Raw genomic sequence first — 17,886 nt, 5'->3', positions numbered from 1 at the left:
CCGCCCTTCCCCGGGGCTCAGCGCCCGCCGGGAACATGCTCGAAGGATTTCAGCGCCTCGGACTCCAACACCTCAAAGGCTTCGCCCTGAATCTCCGCGAATTCCGGGCAGGTCTGGTGCTCCACCAGGCGCGGCCGGGGCAGATCCACGCGCATTTCTTTCTTGATGGCCGTGGGCATGGTGGACAAGAGATAGAGCACGTCGCCCATGAACACGGCCTCATCCAGCTCCGAGGTGATCAGCAGCATGCTGATGCGCGTGCTTTCAAAAACCCGCAGAAAATATTCCTGCATCATGCCCCTGGTCATGGCGTCCAGGCCCCGGAACGGCTCGTCCATGAGCAAAATCCTGGGCTCGTTGATCAGGGCCCGGATCAACTCGGCCCGGCGCTGCATGCCGCCGGAAAGCTGGCCGGGGAACTTGCCCTCAAAGCCGTCCAGACCGGTAAGGTGAATAAGCTCCCTGGCCTTTTCCCCGGCTTCTTTCAGGTTTTTGCCCTGAATACGCGGGCCGAACAGGGTATTGTCCCAGAGGGTCATCCACTGGAAGAGCGTATTTTCCTGAAAGACGACCAGGCGGTCCGGGCTGGGCCCGCTGACCGGCTGCCCGTCGAAGAGGCAGGAGCCGCTCTGCGGCGCGAGATAACCGGCCAGTACGGACATGATGGTGGTTTTGCCGCAGCCCGACGGGCCGCAGATGCAGGTGAAGTTTCCCTCTTCCATGCTGAAGGACAGATCGTCCAGAATTTTCCTATCGCCGAAGCTGACGCTGACATGGTCAACCCGCATGATGGCCGGCGTCGCCGCCGCCTGAGCCGCATCCGACATGGCTTTTCCTCCGCTTGTTCCCGCAGGTTACGCGCCCTCGCGCTCGCCGCGCTCAAAGGATTTCCGGGCTTCCTCCCGCACCGCTTCGATGGTCTGGCGTTTGTAATCGAGAAATTCCGGCATCTTCTTGGTGCCGAAAGTACGCGGCCGGGGCAGATCCACATGAATCCATTTTTTGAAACGGCCCGGCCGGGTGGTCATGATGCCCACCTTGTCCGAGAGATAGATGGCCTCATCCAGGTCATGCGTGATGAAAAGCACGGTCTTGTGCACCCTGTCGAACATATCCAGCAGAAACTGGTGCATCACTGATTTGGTGATGGCGTCCATGGCCCGGTAGGGCTCGTCCAGCAGCAGGGTCTTGGGTTCATTGATCAGGGCCCGCAGAATTTCCACGCGCCGCTTCATGCCCGATGAAATGCGGATGGGGTAGGCGTCCTCATAGCCTTTCAGCCCGGCCATGCGGATCAGCTCCATGGCCCGCGCTTTGGCCTGGGCCTCATTCATGGCGCCGGTGGACAGCGGGCCGAACATGATGTTCTGCCGCACTGTCATCCAGTCGAACAGGGCCCCGGCCTGAAAGACCACCACCCGGTCCGGGCCCGGCTGCGGCCTGCGGCCCGGCGCGGCAATGACCTGGCCGTCCATGCGGATCTCGCCCCTGGAGATGTCCTCGAAACCGGCGGTCATGTTCAGCAGCGTGGTTTTGCCGCAACCCGAAGGCCCCACAATGGCTACAAATTCCCCGGCCCGGATCTCAAAACTGCAATTGTCCACCGCGAGCACATTGACCCCCTCGGGATCGTAGATCTTGCTCGCATTGATGATCTCCAGATGTCCTTCCTTGGTGTCCACGGCATTCCCCCTGATGGTTCAGGCACGGCCGGGTCTGGGCCCGGACGGAATATGGCGGGAAGAAGCTCTGCGCCCCCTGCTCCACCTCCTGGAACGAGGTAAGCGGATCGGACGAGGGGCAGTCCCTAAAATGATGCATTTTGTTTCCCGGCAAGGAAACAGGCGGTTGCAGGCCAGGGATAGTACTCTAATGGTACAGCCCTGGCCCGCAACCGCCTGTTGACGCAGTCCAGGGGACAAAAGACGCTTTTTAGAGACTGTCACTGATTTTTTTGGGCTTCAGGCGATACTGATGCAGCTTTTCGTAGTACGGCAGGCAATGCTCGTAGAGCATTTTGAGCATGGGCAGATCCTCGAAGATGGCGTCCACCACCTTGTCATCGTAGAGGAAGGCCTCCATGTTCTTCTGGATGCCGGTGCTGCCGCTCACATCGTAGTAAAAATCCTTGCAGTGGTCGTATTCGGGACGCCATTCCGGGACCCAGCGCAGGGTTTCGGGCTTGAATTCCAGGCCCACGGCCTCGCACCATGCGGCCATGATGCCCGCCGGGTCGTTCTGGAAGTCGTCGCCGTCAATGACCAGCGGGGTTTTACCGTTGTCCAGGGCATGCAGGCCCAGCTCGCTGAGCCGGTTGAAGACCCTGTCCGAGGCTAGAGGCCCTATGTCCTCAATACGCATGGAGCGTTGCGAACCGATGACCTTCCAGAAAGACAGAACCACATACTTGGGGTTGCGGATCTGGAACATGTGGGTGCAGCGGCGCAGATAATTTTCGTCGGCCAGGTAGTTGTCGATGGCGTGGTAGGGGCATTCCTTGATGAAGGTGGGCGTCTGTTCCGCGATGCCGTAGATCTTCCGGATGATTTCCTCATAGACCACGGGCCAGCCCTCATAGTCCTGATGCGACTGCACGCCGGGCTCGTTTCTGTTGCGCCAGTATAAAGGCAGAGTGGGTTCAAAAATAGTGTGGAAATCCCCCCGGTTGGTGATGGCCCGCATAAAGACCGTGGTGAGCGAGCGCGGGTACATCCAATTGACGATGATTCTGTTCATGCCAGCCTCCTGAAGTTTCCTGTAAATACGAGCTCCGGAATCAGGCGGGCGAATAAAAATCCGGACCGATGCCGCCAGCCGGGCTCTGCACGGGGAAGAGCAAGGAGCATGCCAGGAGCATGGCCTGGAACTGAAAAATTATTTAGTTATTTTAATGGATTATAAAATAAAGATAAAAAGCGCGGCACCAATGCTTGTGCGACTGTAGCAATCCGCACACTTTTGGTGCAACAAAAGTGTGCGAATGCTACAGTTCTTCGCCCGGCCGCTCCAGACCATGGCGAAGCAGGCGGCGGTAGAGGGTCCAGCGACTGACGCCCAGCAGCCGGGCGCTCTTGCTGATATTCCAGGCGGCTTTTTCCAGCGCGACCAGGAGACGCTGTTTTTCATCGGCGGGCGACGCCGCGACCGTTTCCTCCCGCCGGGCCGGGCGCGCGGCGGCCTCCAGGGCGATATGCTCGGGCCGGATCATTTCCCCGCCGCAGAGCACAAAGGCCCGCTCAATGACGTGTTCCAGTTCGCGCACATTGCCCGGCCAGGGATGGCCCATGAAGATCTCCATGACCTCCGTGGACACCCCGGCAATGGACTTGGCGTACTGGCCGTTGAATTTGAGGCGGAAATGCTCCGCCAGCAGGGGAATGTCCTCCACCCGATCGCGCAACGGCGGAATGCGGATGTTCATGACGTTGAGCCGGTAGTAGAGATCCTCGCGGAAGGTTCCCTCGGCAATGGCTTTTTTGAGATCGCGGTGGGTGGCGGCCAGAACGCGCACATCCACCTTGCGGGGCGTGGCTTCGCCCACGCGTTCGATCTCCTTTTCTTCCAGTACCCGCAGCAGCTTGAGCTGGATCAGCGGCGAAATGTCGCCGATTTCGTCCAGCAGAATGGTGCCGCCGTGGGCGGCCTCAAAACGCCCCACACTCTCCCGGTCCGCGCCGGTAAAAGCCCCTTTGGCATGGCCGAACAATTCGCTTTCCAGCAGGCTCTCGGCCAGGGCCGAGCAGTTGACCCGGATGAAGGGCCGCCCGGCCCGTCGCCCGCCGTAGTGCAGGGCGTGGGCGATTTTCTCCTTGCCGGTGCCCGATTCGCCGGTGATCAGCACCGTAGTGTTCATGTCCGCCAGCGTGTGCAGCAAATCATAGACTTTCTGCATTTTCTCGCTTTGGCCGATGATGCCCTGGTAGTTGCGTCGTTCGCGCAGGGCGTTTTCCAGGCGAGCCAGGCGGGTGATGTCGCGGATGACCAGAACCCCGCCCAGAAAGCCGCCTTCGCCGTTAAGCAGGGGGGAACAGTTGACCGCCGCCATCTGTTCCCTGCCTCCGCCCCGGAAACAGCAGATCTGCGAGTCGCGCAGGCTGCGCTGTGTCTGCAGGGTTTCCTTGAGCAAGGCGAGACAGGCCCTGGTGCAATCGCTGGCGCAGAGATCAAAGCGCTTGCCCGCCGCGATATTCCTGTGGCAGATGCCGGCGGCCGCGCGGTTGGCGGTGATGATGCGCAGAGAGGCGTCCACCGTGATGATGGCGTCCTGTACGCTGCCGAAAATGGATTCCAGCAGATTTTTGTTTTCGACGAGCTCACGCTCGTAAATCTTGTTTTCAATGGCCCGCGACAGGATCTGGGCCGCCGTGGTCAGAATGTAGAGGTCGGAATCGTGCCACTGGCGGTGGAATCTGTGTTCGTCAAAGCCGATGAAGCCGTACATGCTTCCGTAGACGAAAAGCGGCACGTTCAGGGTGGATTTCACCCCTGAGGCGAGCAGATGGTCCCTGTAGTTTTTGAAGGGCATGGTCGCCGTATCAGGATAATTGAGCACCGTGCCGGAGGTCAGCTCCCCGGCGGCGTCGGGAATGTGCAGCACAATGCCCCCGGAACCGCGCCTGACGCCCAGTTCCGGGTCGTCCCAGCCGCAGCGGCAGGCGAAGGTGCGGTCTTCATGCTGATAGCCGAACATGAACACGCGGCTGACATGCAGCGTTACACCCATGCGCTGTAAGGCCTGTTGCAGAAAGGCGTCCATATCATTGACGCGTACGGCCATTTCAGAAATCTCGGCAAGCATTTTTTCATAGGAAATACGCTTTTCCAACATTTCTTTACTGTGCATGGCTCACCCCGTTCGCAGTGCGCTGCGTGAAACCATCTTTATATATAGAATAATAATTATGTAAATAATACAATTAAAGAGATACAGAGGTCAAATCCAGCGCCACGCACAGAGCGTTTTGATATTGAAAATATCTCAACGCTCTGTGCGGATTTTCCGTGAAAAGCCGTACCGCGAAAGTATCGCAAGGCGAATTTACTTCGCCGTTAAGCGATAATTTCAAGCGCAAACCGCTCTAGGGCCTGTTAACGCTATGCCTTTTTGCCCTCCTGCCGCGTCAGATTTCACCTGCTTTTTCGGTCGAGTACCAGAAGAGTACACTCCCTCAAAGCAGGTTTATCTTCCTTGCAGGCGAACAAAAATTCTATAGTGTTAACAGACCCTAACGCCGCACACGGTGCGGCACGCCGCGAAGACCGACCCGACGGGCAGCCCGAAGGGCTGTCCCCGTTGGCGACAACGGAGCCATACGGGGATCGACAGCAACGATAACCACGTTTTTCGCCCGAATGTTAACTTTGAAATTTGTAAAATTTCAAAGTTAATCTGCTCTAGTCCGCGCGGCACGAAAAACCCCTCCGGAAAAATCCGGAGGGGTTCGGGGATCAGCGCCGGCGGCGCGGGCATGCCGCCGCGAGAGCAATTCATGTTTGAAATAAGTGAATTGCGTTAAGGAGAGCTTACGCTGAAAAGGCTCAGATTTCGCTTTCAGGAATGCCGCAGGCCTTGGCCACACCGGCGCCGTAAGCCGGATCGGCTTTGGCGCAGTTGCGGATGTGGCGCAGCTTGATTTCCTTGGGCGCGTCGCCCAGGGCACGGGCCGTATTGCCGAACAGGGCTTCTTTCTGTTCCGGGCTCATCAGCCGGAAGAGCTTGCCGGGCTGTTCAAAGTAGTCGGCATCGTCGCAGGGATAATTCCAGCGGGCCGCATCGCCGCTGATCTTCAGCGGCGGCTCGGCGAACTCGGGCTGTTCCTGCCAGGCGCCCTCGCTGTTGGGCTCATAGCTGGTGTAGCTGCCGTAGTTGCCGTCCACGCGCATCTGGCCGTCGCGGTGGAAGCTGTGATAGGGGCAGCGCGACTTGTTCACCGGGATCAGATGGTGATTGACGCCCAGGCGGTACCGCTGCGCGTCGCCGTAGGAGAACAGGCGGCCCTGAAGCATCTTGTCCGGCGAAACGCCGATGCCGGGCACCAGATTGGAGGGGTTGAAAGCGGCCTGTTCCACTTCCGCGAAATAGTTTTCCGGATTGCGGTTCAGTTCCAGCACGCCCACTTCCATGAGCGGATAATCCTTGTGGTACCAGACCTTGGTCAAATCAAAGGGATGGTAGGGCAGCTTCTCGGCGTCTTCCTCGGGCATGATCTGGAAGTACAGGGTCCAGCGGGGATAGTCGCCCTTTTCGATGTGCTCGTACAGATCGCGCTGATGGCTGTCGCGGTCGCGCCCGATAAGTTCCTGGGCCTCGGCGTCCGTGAGATTTTTGATGCCCTGCTGGGTTCTGAAGTGGAATTTGACCCAGAAGCGTTCGTTTTTGGCGTTGATCAGGCTGTAGGTATGACTGCCGAAACCGTGCATGTGCCGGTAGGAAGCCGGAATGCCCCGGTCGCTCATGACCACGGTGACCTGGTGCAGGGCTTCGGGCAGCAGGGTCCAGAAGTCCCAGTTGTCCTTGGCGCTGTGCATATTGGTGCGCGGGTTGCGCTTGACCACGTGGTTCAGGTCCGGGAAATTAAGCGGGTCGCGCAAAAAGAAGACCGGCGTGTTATTGCCAACCATGTCCCAGTTGCCCTGATCCGTATAAAATTTGAGGGCAAAGCCGCGGATGTCGCGCTCCGCGTCAGCGGCGCCGCGCTCGCCCGCCACGGTGGAGAATCGGGCGAACACATCGGTTTTTTTGCCGATTTCAGCAAACAGCGAAGCCCTGGTGTATTTGGTGAGGTCATGGGTCACCGTAAAGGTGCCGTACGCGCCGGAACCACGGGCATGCATGCGCCGTTCCGGAATCACTTCACGGTCGAAATGGGCCAGCTTCTCCTGAAACCAGACGTCCTGCATAAGCATGGGGCCGCGCGGACCGGCGGTCAGGGCATGATTATTATTGGGCACCGGCGCGCCGGCATTGGTGGTGAGCGAGTCTTTATTTTTCATATTATCTGCCATGATGCTTTTCTCCTTGGTTTATCCGAAGGGATCGGGTGAGAAAAAACGGCTCCGTACCTGCTTGTATTGCGTTGGAAAAAGCATGGCACGGCTGACGATTTTTGTAAATAGTAATTGTTACTATTTTTAAGAAAAAATCGATCTCCGCTTGGTTTATTGAAAAATCTCTATTGCTTATGAAGGAAATCTTATTTCATGGCCCCAGCTTAAGGCATGGCTGGCTTGCGGCTGCGCACAATGGGCTGCCCCAGATGCAGCTCCTGCATGATCTGCGGCACTTCCGCCGCGCGGGCGGCGTCGCCGCGCAGCAGCACCAGGACCAGAAAGAGCTTGCCGTCGCGTTGCATACGGGTGCGCAGCCCCCGGCCCTCCAACCGCTGACGCAGGCTGTCCACGCTGTCCTCATCCTTGAAGGCCGCTACCTGAAAGACGTAGTCGAACATGGTGGCCGCCGGAGCGGGCGGCGGGGTCTGGCCTTCCGGCACGGCCGGGGCGAAGGGCGAGGCGGGAACGCCGCCCGGCGCGTTTTGGCCGGGTTGCGTGTTTTGCGCGCCCTGGCCGGGCGCTGCGGCGGTCGCCTGCGGCATTGCCGGAGCGGGCCGGGCCGGGTCCGGCTCGGAGGCATTGGCGGAATCATTGCGCAGAGCCCGAGCGAAACGCAGATCTTCCGGAGCCAGTATCCGCTGGCCCGCGTCCGCGCCGTCCTGTACCGCTTCCGCGCCCTGGCTGATGAGGTCCACGGGCTTTTCACCGGCGTCCGCCCGCGCGCCGGGCTGCGTCGCCGCAGCCGGAACCGCGTGCCTGACCGCGTATGCGCGCCCACTCATAACCCCGCCCACATAGGCCAGGGCAACGGCCGCCAGCACCAGAAAACACGCCGCCACCAGCGACGACGGGCGCAGGCGCGGACCGGTTTTGGGGCTGTCTTGCCCGGATGCGGACGAACGGGAAGCGGAGGCCATAGATTCTCCTTGTATTCTTACTGATATACTACTGCCCGCGCGCCATCCGGCACGAGCAATGCCAGCACCATAGCAGTCCGGCCCGCCAGCGTAAAGGGAGGAAAACCCGGCGCGCCCTGCACGGCTCCGCACCGGGCCGAGCCCCTGCGCATGCCGCCTTGACAGGCGGCCCCCGCACTCTGCTACAGTACGGGCGTACCCATCTCCAACCGGAGTTCCGCCATGAAAAATACGCGTTGCCGCATTGTCGCGCTTCTGCTGCTCGCCCTTCTCTGCGTCTTTCCGGCGCGCGGCTCGTCGGCCGCCGAAACGCCTGCCTGCCTGACCGTCAGCAATCAGACCAGCCGGGACCTGCTTAATATCCGCTTCCGCCAGGGCCGGACCACATATTTCGTGCGTCTGGACATGGCCCCCGGCGCACGGGACGATATTGAAAATCCCGGAGTCACGGCGGACCTGCGCGTGGATACGGGCCTGGCCTTCTGGTTTTTCAAGGCCGTGCCCCTGGCCCAGGCGCGCCGCCTGACCTTCTGCGGCGACCATACGGCCTGTCTGATTCTGGAACAGAAGAACAATATCTCACGGCATATCAACGGCAATGCCCAAAGCCTGCTGCCCGGCGAACTCAGCAGGCCGGTCTGCACCCTGGACCAGTTCCGCCCCGGCATGACCATGAATGACGTCTGTTCCCTGCTGGAGCCCGATCCCCCTCGGGACGACAATGACGCGGTGCTGACCAGCCTGGGCTTTGCGGGCATGGTCTGGGCCGCGCGCCTCGCGCCGAGCCAGTCCTCCGGCGGAAGCGGCACCCTTTCCGGACGCGACCGCCTTGGGCATCTGGAGCTGCGGCAGCACCTGACCGACGCCAATCTGGCCGCCCTGCTGCGGACGCTCTACAGCCAGGGCTATGCGCCCTGGCAGGCTGAGCTGCCCGGCCTGGACATGAATTTTACGGAAATGACGGATATGGATACGGCCAAGCAGAAGGACATCCTGCAACGGGCCCTGGAGTATTTTCTGCAATCCGGTCGGGGTGAGGCCACCCTGATGCTGGCCCCGGCCGCCATGCTGCCCGCTCTGGCCGACGCCGACGCGCCGCAGCGCGACGTACAACTCTTCACGCTGACCCTGCGCCAGAGTTCCAGAACCCTGGTCGTGGATGTGGCGGCCTATCAGGGCGGCGAAGGCGGCCGCTAGGGCCTGTTGACACTACGTTCTTTTGCCTGCGGGCTTTGTTGAACTTCGCCTTTTATTCCAGTCGAGTACCATAGCTCTGCTGTCCTCATCCGTAAGCAGCTTCGCCGCAACGGCTGAGGCAAGAGTACACTCCTTTCATGCTTTAGCCGTTATGCGAGGAACGAGCATTACGGATAAAGACAGCAGCGATAAAAGGCTCGTTCTCCTCGCCAGCGAACAAAATCTCAGTAGTGTCAACAGGCCCCAGAGCAATTTCACTTTAAAATTGCTTTGGCGGCTGCATAGGCAGACGCCCGCCACGAGCGTCAGCCGCTGGCGGCTATGCCGCCTTACGGATGACGACAGCAGAGCGAGCGGCTTAAAAACTTTGGGAATGCCAACTCTCAAAGTTAATCTGCTCTAAAAACCGTTGGCGCTCTGGAAAATTTGCTTTCCTTGCCGGAGAACAAATTTTCCAGAGCGCCAACGGTTTTTATAAAATCGGCGCGGCTTCGTCTCGCTACGACGCCTTCTTCTCCGCACGCATCTTGCGCAGCCAGTCATACCATGCATCAAGGCCCTCACCGCTGCGGCAGGAAACCTCAAGCACGCGAAGATCCTTGTTCAGCTTGGTGGCAAAGGCGCGGGCGCGGTCCATATCGAAATCCACATGGGGCAGCAGGTCCACCTTGTTCAGCACCATGGCCTTGGCCAGGTTGAACAGCAGGGGATATTTCTCGGGCTTGTCGTCGCCCTCGGTCACGCTGAGCAGGGCCACCTTGGCATCCTCGCCGCAGTCGAATTCCACCGGGCAGACCAGATTGCCCACATTTTCGATGAAGAGGATATCCAAGCCGTCCAGCTCCAGATTGTCCAGAGCCGTGAGAATCATATTGCTGTCCAGGTGGCAGCCGCCGTCGGTGTTGATCTGTACGGCCTGGGCCCCGGTCGCCGCTACCCGGCGGGCGTCGTTGTCGGTCTGCAGGTCGCCCTCAATGACCGCCATGCGGAATTCCCCGGCCAGGTCGCGCAGAGTGCGCTCCAGGAGAGAGGTTTTGCCCGCGCCCGGAGAGCTGATCAGGTTGAGGGTCAGAATCTTGCGCCCGCTCAGCTGCCGCCGCACATGGGCGGCCATTTTTTCATTGGCTTCCAGGACGTTGCGCACCACAGGAATCTGCATATTTTTCTCCTTATCTCCAAATTCTGCCGGTATCCGAGTGAGATATACATTTTGCGGGCTTCAGCTCCCGCCGCCGGAGCATTGCCGATTTCAACGCGAAAATATTTTAGCGGGCTTCCAGGCGGCTCAAAATCAATTCCTTGCCCTGCTCCACCACATGCCCGAACTGCTCGCCGCAACCGGGGCAGGGCTGCCAGAGAGCGTCCTGCCCTTCGCCGCCGAACACTTCGCCGCAAAACGGACAGCGCAATCGCAAAGGCAGACAGATCAACTCCAGTCTGGCCCCTTCATGGGGCGTGCCCTTGATCATGGTTTCAAAACAGAACTGCAACGATTCGGGCACCACACCCGAAAGCGCGCCGTATTCCACGCGCACCAGTTCAAGACGGCTGCAATTCCGGCGGCCGATTTCTTCCTCTGCCATAGCCAGAAGGCTTTGTGCAATGGCCATTTCGTGCATCCCCCATGCTAGCCCAAAGGCCCGGCTGCGTAAAGGGCGCGGGGGGAATCTTGCCATTCGGCGCAAATGATGTACATTTCGCCTATGCGTCCTCCCAAATATCTTGGCGTATATTCCCAGCCTTTGGCCAAGGCGGACGGCACCCGCAAGACACTCTTCTTCGCCTGGGACCTGGCGGAGCAAGGCTACGCGGTGCAACAACTGGACAATGCCTTCCAGCCCAAGGCGGAGGCGCGACGCGTCAGCGCCGCCCAGTTTGCCGCGCAGTTCCGGTCCGAGCCCTCCATCCTGGCCATGCCCATGACCATGCTGGACGTCCGCGCCCTGGCGGACCTTCCGGACGCGCGCGCCGTCGCGCCCGCTCCGGTTGCGGATGCGCCGGAACTGGACGACGAGCTGCTGCGGCATTTGGACACGGCGCGCCGGACCAAACAGGTGGAAATCACTCTGCGGGAGAGTTTCCGCAAGGCTCTGCTGCGCCTGAAGCGCCCGCGCGAACGGCAGGCCGCCATTACCGCCCTGGAACAACTGGCGTCCACCACGGAGAATATCTCATCCGCCCACAAGCATATGTTCCGCGATTTCGGCGCGAAACTGCGCAAAAACGCCATGCCGGATCTGGCCCTGCGTTTCGGCAAACGGGTTCTGGAACTCTCTCCGGAGGACGACCACGCCCATTTCAACCTGGCCCGCATCCTCTGCGCCATGGGCGCATACGACGAAGCCGCTGAACACGTCCGCACGGCCATGCGCCTGGACGCCCGCGAAGCAGTCTACCCCAGGATGCTGGCCCATATCAGCAAGGAAAAACAGCTTCGGCCCGGCAAAAACCGCCCCCGGCGGCTACGCTGAGCCCGAGCGAGCAACTCGCCTTTCGGCAGGAGCCATACGGCATGAACAAAGTCATTCTCAGTCTTCTTCTGGCGGTCTGCATCTTGGGCATGGCGCTGATCATGCTCAATGAACGCCTGGGCCGCAAATCCGAACCTGTTCCGGCCCCCACGGCGGAAGCCGGCGAACCGGCCGCGCCGGACAGCGGCGCCGGTCTGCCTCCCCTGTCGACGGATGCCGCCCGGAACGGTTTTACCGCGCCCGCCGCACCGCAGGAAGCGGCCCGCGAAGAACCCAAATTGCCGCCCCTGCCCAGGGACGACGCCGCCGAGGCCGCGCCCGTGGTGGAAGATGTCAGCGAACGGGCCCAGATGCCCCAGGCCGCGCCCGTGGCCCCCGGCCCGCAGGCCGCCACACGTGAGAATATGAGCACGCCTCCGGCGATGGAGCGCACGGCCCAAAGCGCCAAAACGGAAAGCAGCGCCCCGGCCCGCGCCGAAACCCAAAAAGAAGAACGCCCGGCTCAGACGGACAAGCCCAAAGCCGAAAAGGCAAAGACCGAAAAGCCCAGGGCGGAAAAAGCCGCCGCGCCGCGTGAGCGCAACATCAGCCGCTTTGTGGTCTTCGCGCGGGACAAGGGAGCCACGGTGCGCCTGGAGGGCAACGCGCCTCTCCGCTACAAGAGCATGAATCTGACCAATCCCGACCGCGTGGTGGTGGACCTGGACGGCCAGTGGCAGATCAAGGCTCCGGGCGTGCCCAAGAATCCCCTGGTGAGCAATGTGCGCATCGGCAAAATGGCGGACAAGACCCGTGTGGTCATCGACCTCAAGGCAAAGCCCCAAAATACCCGCTTTGTGCTTGCCAAAGACGGCAACACCCTGGACGTGCGGGTGGATCAGTAAACTCGTTTTTCCGTTTACAGCACCAAAGCAAAGCCCTTCCGAATGCTCGGAAGGGCTTTGCTTTTTTCGGCGTATCCACGTTCTCAGAACAGATTAACGTTGAGAATTGGCACTTTCAGCATTGACGCCGCCTTCAGGCTATCATTGCTGTCGCCACCCGTAAGTCCTTCGGACAACGGCTGCCGCACGTAGCGAGCGGGCAAAAAGGGATAGTGCCAACAGGTCCCACAGGATTCCGGGGAGTGCCGTTCGGGATGACGTTCAGGCCCCGCCGCCCGCGAGCCTCCCGTGCAAAACATAGTAAAGGCCCAGCCCGGCAAGCACGGTGAAGGCCAGGGACTGATACATGCCGTCATAGCCCAGAGTGGGGACGAGAAAACCGAAAATATAGGGCCCCAGGCCGATGCCCAGGTCAAAAAATATGAAGAAAGTTGTGGTGGCCTGGGCAAAACGCGAACGCGACACCAGCGAAAGCGATACGGCCTGCCCCACGGACTGGAAGTTGCCGAAGCCCATGCCGAGCACCAGGCCGGAGAGCAGCAGCATCCAGCTGCTGTGCGCGCGGGCCAGCATGATCAGGGAGAGCGCGGTCAACAGCAGAATGGGATAAAAAATGACGTTCTCGCCGCGGGTATCGAACAGGCGGCCCGTCAGCGGGCGGGTAGCCAGGGCCGCCACGGCATACAGCAGAAAGAAGAGACTCGCCGGGCCGGAAAGGGAGCGCACGGCGGCAAAGGAGGTCATGAAGGCCTGCACGCAGCCGTAGCTCAAGCAGACCACCAGTGCCACCAGGGAAAAACGCACCACACGCGGGTCAATGTAACTGTTGAGGCTGAAGAGCGAGCGATGTCGGTGACGCATGAAAGGCAGGGCCGCCAGCCCGAAAAAGATGAGCAGGCAGACCAGGGCAATGCCCACATTGATCCGCATCAGCGCCGCATAACTTATGTGGTTGCTCAGGCTGATGCCGAGAAACGGCCCCAGGGCCAGGGCCAGAGCCGTGCTCATGCTGAACAGGCTCACGCCGAGCCCGTGATGCCGCTGCGGGATCACATAGGCCACAATGGTTCCCGTGGCCGTGCCGATGACGCCGACGCCGACGCCCGCCCAGAGGCGTTGCACGAACAGCCAGGGCAAGGAATCCACCAGGAAAAAACCCGCGATGCTGGCCGTGTACAGCACGATCCCGGCGAGAAGAACGGCGCGGCAACCGAAAAACGAAAGCAGATTGCCGGTGACGAAACGCCCTGCCAGGCAGCCGATGACCATAATGCCCGCGGTGAAACCAGCCGTGCTCAGGCTTGCCAGATAAGCCTCTCTGGCATAGGAGGTGCTGGTGACGAAGATCAGGTAGTAGGCCGTCATGACCAGAAGGTTGATCAGCGTCACCACATTGAAGTTGCGATTGCAAATCTCCCGCAACGCCCCACCGGCCCCCACGTTGGATACGCCCGCCGTTTGCTTGCGGCGGATGCGGCGATCAAGCATCTCATATCTCCTGTTCATAAAAATCGTTGCGTGGGCAACGATTATGTGTTTTCTCTCTCGTGTCAAGCAGAGGTTTGGAGCTGTCGTCCGGCCCGGCCTGGAGGGTCTCGTCATGAGATGGATTTTTGTGTTATATCAAGGAGAACGAGCCTTTCAGCGCTGCTGTCTTTATCCGTAATGCCCGTTCCTCGCATAACGGCTAACGCATGGAGGAAGTGTACTCCTGCCTCAGTCGTTGCAGCGAAGCTGCTTACGAATGAGGACAGCAGAGATCTGGTACTCGCTTCAGCCGTTGGACGAAGGAGCTATAGCCGTAGGCGAACTTGTGAGCCGTACGGATAAAGACAGCAACGCCAGCACGGATGAGGACAGCAATGAGTTACACAAAACCCCTCTCATCGAAATCACTGTCGCTATCCGTAACACAGCAGAGCTGTGAACAGCCAGCGCGACCGGAATAAAAGGCGATGTTCGACGTAGAGATGACCGAGAAGACACTCATGACGTGACGACACCCGCCAAGGATTCATCCGCAACTCCTTGCGGACAAACCCTTGCCGCGAAATGCGAACAGGCGGGCTTTGCCCGCCGTAACCGAACATTTCAAGTGTTAAATGCTCCGGGAGCGTACTTTGGAACTGACCTGCAAATGGATCACCCTGGCCAACCGCTATTACTACATGTATCTCGCCAAGGCCCTCGCGCCATACGGCATCAACACCAGTCAATATCTCTTCATTGCCGTGCTGTGCAGAGAGCCGGGCATCACGCAGGACAAGCTGCCCGAGCGTATCGGCATCAACAAGAGCAACGTGACGCGGGTGCTGGCGCAACTGGAGGAGGCAGGCTTCATCCGCCGGGAAAGCAATCCGCAAGACAAGCGCACGACCACCGTGCATCCGACGCAGCGTGCCTATGAGGCATATCCGCATATCATGAAAGTCGTTGCGGAATGGGATGCCGCCACCACCAGCATGTTTTCCGAAGAGGAAAAACAGACGTTACAGGCGCTGTTGCGACGTCTGGCGCAATCCGCCAGGGAATACAGGGGACAAGGCGAAGCGCGCACCGGCGGCGAGGTGGAGGAAGGTTGAAAAAAACAGGAGGGAATCTGACTACTCAGATTCCCTCGGCGGAGTTGACGGTCCGAGCAAACGCCAGGGCTCACAGATTCAGCTTTCCATCTCCCGGCCCCGCGCATCGGCCGCCAGCACGGCGTCCACCAATTGGCCCAGCAGGCCCACGCGATCCAGGTGATTGACCCCGGCGATGGTCAGGCCGCCGGGCGAACAGACTTCGTCACGCAACTGCATCAGCGGCGCGGGGCTCTGCTCGGCCATGCGCGCCGAACCCACAAACAGGGCGGCCACCATGCGCTTGGCCTCCTTGTGCTGAAAGCCCAGGGTCACCCCGGCCTGCACCAGGCCCTGCATCATTTCGAAAACATAGGCCGGGCCCGCGCCGATCAGCGCGGAAAAGGCGGTAAAGCGTGCTTCGGGCATTTCCAGGCAAAGGCCCAGAACCCCGAAAAGTTCCAGTAATTCGAGTTTGCCTTCCCGGTCCAGCGCCGGGTCCTCAAAGCAGAGGGCAAAAACCCCCTCCCCCACCAGCGCCGGGGTATTGGGCATGCAGCGGACCACCGGGCACTGCCCGCCCACGGCCTCGCGCAGGCTCTTCAGGCTCACGCCCGCCGCCACGGAAACCAGTACCTTGCCGCCGTCGAGGGCCGGACGCATTTCCTCCAGCACGGCAGCCACCTGGTATGGCTTGACCGCCAGCAACAGCACATCGGATTTGCGCGCGGTTTCCAGAACGTCGGGCATGACCCGCACGCCCTTGTCCGCCAAGGGGCGCATGCGTTCCGGCGTGCGGTTATAGCCGCAGAAGCTATAGCCCTTGTCCCCCAGCCTGTCCGCGAAACCGGCCAGAATGGCCCCGCCCATATTGCCGCAGCCAATGCAGCCGATTGTTCTGCTCATACGTTACTCCGTCATTTCCAAGGCATTGAAGAAATATGCAAGCTCAACAGCGGCGTTCTCCGGGCAGTCGGAACCGTGCACGGCGTTGGCTTCAAGGTTCTGCCCATATTTGCGGCGCAGGGTGCCGGGCTCGGCCTGGGTCGGATTCGTGGCGCCCATCAGCGCCCGGTAGCGGGCCACCGCGTCCTCGCCGCGCAAGGCCGCGCAGACCACCGGTCCGGAAGACATATAGTCCATAAGGCTGTCAAAAAAGGGGCGCTCTTTGTGCACGGCATAAAAGCCCTGGGCCTGGGCCTTGCTCAACCGCAGCATTTTCAAAGCCACGGGGCGAAGGCCCTCAGCTTCCACGGCGGCCAGAATTTCCCCGGCAAGGCCGCGCGCCACGGCGTCCGGCTTGATGATGGCAAGAGTGGTTTGCAGCATGTCCGCTCCTTAGAGTTTAACACTTGAAATGTTCACTTACGACGAGCAAAGCCCGCCTACCCGCATTTCGCGGCAAGGATTTGTCTGAAGCCGTGTTCGTAAAAAATCAACGCTTGCCGCCGCGCGCTCCGTCCCGCGCCTGAAGTTGCGCCAGGTACCAGACCAGACGGCGCAGAGGCACCACGGCCACACCTGCCTTGTCCTGCCAGCGGCGCAAAGCGCTCAGAGTTTCCGCGTACGGATGGCCGATGGCGACGGCGAAACCGGCACTGCGGGCTTTGGCCGCCGCCGCGTCCAAGGCGGCCAGTACGGCGGAAACATCCCGGCGCGTATCCAGAAAAACAGCACGGGCCACGCTGACCAGCCCGGCGGCACGGGCTTCCTCCGCCAGCCGGGAATGGGGCTGGGTCAGACTGTCCAGCACAAAGAAACCGCGCCCGGCCAGTTGCGCGCTGAGCAGGCGGCAGGCGGCGGCGCTGCCCGTAAAACGGGAACCCATATGGTTGTTCAGCCCCAGTGCCGTGGGCAGTGCCGCCAGATCCGGTTCCAGCACGGAGGCCAGGGCGTGCTGGCTCATATCCGCGAACAGCGCGCCCGGACCCGGCCTGGGACGGAAGCCGTCGGCGCGGGGCTGAGGCTCCATGGGCAGATGCACCAGGCAATCCAGGCCCATCTGTCCGGCTAGGTCGGCCGTCGCGCCCGCCCTGGGCGCGTGCGGCCAGACGGCCAATGCCACGGGAAAGGGCAAGGCGGCCAGATCCTCGGCGGGCTCCAGGCTCTGCCCCAGGTCATCAATGACCAGAATCAGGGCGGCCTGAGGCAGGGGGCGGGCCAGATCCGCCAGAGCCCGTTCCTTGCCGGGAAAATGAAAACGGTGCGTCGGCCGCCCGTTCAGGCGAATTTCCAGCGCGCCTTGGTCCGTCCAGGCAAGGCGCGGGCGGAAACGCTCCGGGTCAACGGCGGAAAGATGAGGAAAATCCGGATCAGCGGCGGAGCGCAACTTTTCCAACAGGGCCACACCCAGGCGCAGCGGCGCGCAAGACCCTGTAACCCGGTAAGCACGGGCAGCCGCTCCTTCGTCCTCCACGGGCAGCCCTTCTTCGCGCTGCCAGCGGGCGAGCGGCAGGGCCAGGGGCAGCGTCTGGATAACCAGAGCATCCAGGCGGGCCAGTATCATTCGCTCGGCCCGCGCCTCAGGCTCCTCGGTCGCGTCCCGTCCTCCGCCGGTTTGCTGGAGCGACAGCGCGCGACCGGCGGAACCGGAAAAATTCCCCGGCGACATGGACCCGTTGCCCAGCCAGAGCGAAAAGGCCAGGGAGCACAGCAGCCAGGCCAGACCACCCAAGCCCAGGCGAGTGGAAGCGCGCAGCCCCCCGCCGGACCCGTGGGGTCCGGTCAGGGGGCCGGTATCTGTTCCTTTATTTTGCACGCTGAACGTATGCCGTCTCGCGGAACCCGCCCCGGCAAGGGGATCGGG

16 protein-coding genes are annotated in these 17,886 nt (G+C 60.9%); 4 read left to right on the top strand and 12 right to left on the bottom strand.

What is annotated here, in order from left to right:
• Nucleotides 1-17 precede the first annotated feature (17 nt).
• The 6 genes from AXF13_RS03095 to AXF13_RS03070 form a co-directional block, all read right to left on the bottom strand.
• On the bottom strand, nt 18-827 hold the full coding sequence (locus tag AXF13_RS03095) for an ABC transporter ATP-binding protein (protein WP_062251602.1): 810 nt from the start codon (nt 825-827) through the stop codon (nt 18-20).
• Between the two features lie 27 nt (nt 828-854).
• Nucleotides 855-1,682 (bottom strand): ABC transporter ATP-binding protein, encoded by an 828-nt coding sequence (locus AXF13_RS03090; protein WP_083521932.1) that lies wholly within the window; start codon nt 1,680-1,682, stop codon nt 855-857.
• 250 nt (nt 1,683-1,932) lie between these two features.
• Nucleotides 1,933-2,736, bottom strand: coding sequence for a sulfotransferase-like domain-containing protein (locus tag AXF13_RS03085; protein ID WP_062251600.1), 804 nt, complete (start codon nt 2,734-2,736; stop codon nt 1,933-1,935).
• A gap of 247 nt (nt 2,737-2,983) precedes the next feature.
• Entirely contained in the window at nt 2,984-4,843 is a 1,860-nt protein-coding gene (locus tag AXF13_RS03080; RefSeq protein ID WP_062251599.1) for a sigma 54-interacting transcriptional regulator, read from the bottom strand.
• Nucleotides 4,844-5,538: 695 nt separating this feature from the next.
• A complete protein-coding gene (locus AXF13_RS03075; RefSeq protein ID WP_009303843.1) occupies nt 5,539-7,005 on the bottom strand; it encodes a catalase in 1,467 nt (488 codons plus the stop codon).
• Between the two features lie 206 nt (nt 7,006-7,211).
• On the bottom strand, nt 7,212-7,967 hold the full coding sequence (locus AXF13_RS03070; RefSeq protein WP_062251598.1) for an SPOR domain-containing protein: 756 nt from the start codon (nt 7,965-7,967) through the stop codon (nt 7,212-7,214).
• Nucleotides 7,968-8,189: 222 nt separating this feature from the next.
• Between AXF13_RS03070 and AXF13_RS03065 the strand changes: the two genes are divergently transcribed.
• The gene (locus AXF13_RS03065) at nt 8,190-9,164 is read left to right on the top strand and encodes a hypothetical protein (protein WP_062251597.1); all 975 of its coding nucleotides are present in this window, start codon (nt 8,190-8,192) and stop codon (nt 9,162-9,164) included.
• A 499-nt stretch (nt 9,165-9,663) separates the two neighbouring features.
• Here AXF13_RS03065 and hypB read toward each other — a convergent pair whose 3' ends face one another.
• A complete protein-coding gene (gene hypB / locus AXF13_RS03060) occupies nt 9,664-10,323 on the bottom strand; it encodes a hydrogenase nickel incorporation protein HypB (RefSeq protein ID WP_062251596.1) in 660 nt (219 codons plus the stop codon).
• Nucleotides 10,324-10,429: 106 nt separating this feature from the next.
• The gene (locus AXF13_RS03055) at nt 10,430-10,774 is read right to left on the bottom strand and encodes a hydrogenase maturation nickel metallochaperone HypA (protein ID WP_223299963.1); all 345 of its coding nucleotides are present in this window, start codon (nt 10,772-10,774) and stop codon (nt 10,430-10,432) included.
• Nucleotides 10,775-10,867: 93 nt separating this feature from the next.
• Here AXF13_RS03055 and AXF13_RS03050 point away from each other — a divergent pair, with 93 nt between their 5' ends.
• Together AXF13_RS03050 and AXF13_RS03045 are read left to right on the top strand one after the other, a co-directional pair.
• Nucleotides 10,868-11,635: a tetratricopeptide repeat protein gene (locus AXF13_RS03050; RefSeq protein ID WP_062254692.1), complete on the top strand. Its 768-nt coding sequence runs from the start codon at nt 10,868-10,870 to the stop codon at nt 11,633-11,635.
• A 41-nt stretch (nt 11,636-11,676) separates the two neighbouring features.
• The gene (locus AXF13_RS03045) at nt 11,677-12,519 is read left to right on the top strand and encodes an AMIN domain-containing protein (RefSeq protein WP_062251594.1); all 843 of its coding nucleotides are present in this window, start codon (nt 11,677-11,679) and stop codon (nt 12,517-12,519) included.
• A 261-nt stretch (nt 12,520-12,780) separates the two neighbouring features.
• On the opposite strand, the gene AXF13_RS03040 is transcribed toward AXF13_RS03045, so the two are convergent.
• Complete coding sequence (locus AXF13_RS03040) at nt 12,781-14,007, bottom strand: MFS transporter (RefSeq protein WP_062251593.1); 1,227 nt, start codon at nt 14,005-14,007, stop codon at nt 12,781-12,783.
• 632 nt (nt 14,008-14,639) lie between these two features.
• On the opposite strand from AXF13_RS03040, the gene AXF13_RS03030 reads away from it, so the two are divergent.
• A complete protein-coding gene (locus AXF13_RS03030; protein WP_062251591.1) occupies nt 14,640-15,101 on the top strand; it encodes a MarR family winged helix-turn-helix transcriptional regulator in 462 nt (153 codons plus the stop codon).
• 78 nt (nt 15,102-15,179) lie between these two features.
• Here the strand turns inward: AXF13_RS03030 and proC are convergent, their stop codons facing one another.
• The 3 genes from proC to AXF13_RS03015 form a co-directional block, all read right to left on the bottom strand.
• Nucleotides 15,180-15,986 (bottom strand): pyrroline-5-carboxylate reductase, encoded by an 807-nt coding sequence (gene proC, locus AXF13_RS03025; protein ID WP_062251590.1) that lies wholly within the window; start codon nt 15,984-15,986, stop codon nt 15,180-15,182.
• 3 nt (nt 15,987-15,989) lie between these two features.
• On the bottom strand, nt 15,990-16,409 hold the full coding sequence (gene ndk / locus AXF13_RS03020; protein WP_062251589.1) for a nucleoside-diphosphate kinase: 420 nt from the start codon (nt 16,407-16,409) through the stop codon (nt 15,990-15,992).
• 106 nt (nt 16,410-16,515) lie between these two features.
• On the bottom strand, nt 16,516-17,838 hold the full coding sequence (locus AXF13_RS03015; RefSeq protein ID WP_062251588.1) for a divergent polysaccharide deacetylase family protein: 1,323 nt from the start codon (nt 17,836-17,838) through the stop codon (nt 16,516-16,518).
• Nucleotides 17,839-17,886 lie beyond the last annotated feature (48 nt).

The organism is Desulfovibrio fairfieldensis (assembly GCF_001553605.1).
Taxonomy (GTDB): Bacteria; Desulfobacterota; Desulfovibrionia; order Desulfovibrionales; family Desulfovibrionaceae; genus Desulfovibrio; species Desulfovibrio fairfieldensis.
The sequence above is the reverse complement of the archived record's forward strand: the minus strand, read 5'-3'. Positions and strand labels throughout refer to the sequence as shown.

Coding starts and splice junctions, on each gene's coding strand:
- AXF13_RS03095 (WP_062251602.1), bottom strand. CDS start 827: ATGTCGGATGCGGCTCAGGCGGCGGCGACGCCGGCCATCATGCGGGTT.
- AXF13_RS03085 (WP_062251600.1), bottom strand. CDS start 2,736: ATGAACAGAATCATCGTCAATTGGATGTACCCGCGCTCGCTCACCACG.
- AXF13_RS03080 (WP_062251599.1), bottom strand. CDS start 4,843: ATGCACAGTAAAGAAATGTTGGAAAAGCGTATTTCCTATGAAAAAATG.
- AXF13_RS03075 (WP_009303843.1), bottom strand. CDS start 7,005: ATGGCAGATAATATGAAAAATAAAGACTCGCTCACCACCAATGCCGGC.
- AXF13_RS03070 (WP_062251598.1), bottom strand. CDS start 7,967: ATGGCCTCCGCTTCCCGTTCGTCCGCATCCGGGCAAGACAGCCCCAAA.
- AXF13_RS03065 (WP_062251597.1), top strand. CDS start 8,190: ATGAAAAATACGCGTTGCCGCATTGTCGCGCTTCTGCTGCTCGCCCTT.
- hypB (WP_062251596.1), bottom strand. CDS start 10,323: ATGCAGATTCCTGTGGTGCGCAACGTCCTGGAAGCCAATGAAAAAATG.
- AXF13_RS03055 (WP_223299963.1), bottom strand. CDS start 10,774: ATGGCCATTGCACAAAGCCTTCTGGCTATGGCAGAGGAAGAAATCGGC.
- AXF13_RS03050 (WP_062254692.1), top strand. CDS start 10,868: ATGCGTCCTCCCAAATATCTTGGCGTATATTCCCAGCCTTTGGCCAAG.
- AXF13_RS03045 (WP_062251594.1), top strand. CDS start 11,677: ATGAACAAAGTCATTCTCAGTCTTCTTCTGGCGGTCTGCATCTTGGGC.
- AXF13_RS03040 (WP_062251593.1), bottom strand. CDS start 14,007: ATGCTTGATCGCCGCATCCGCCGCAAGCAAACGGCGGGCGTATCCAAC.
- proC (WP_062251590.1), bottom strand. CDS start 15,986: ATGAGCAGAACAATCGGCTGCATTGGCTGCGGCAATATGGGCGGGGCC.
- ndk (WP_062251589.1), bottom strand. CDS start 16,409: ATGCTGCAAACCACTCTTGCCATCATCAAGCCGGACGCCGTGGCGCGC.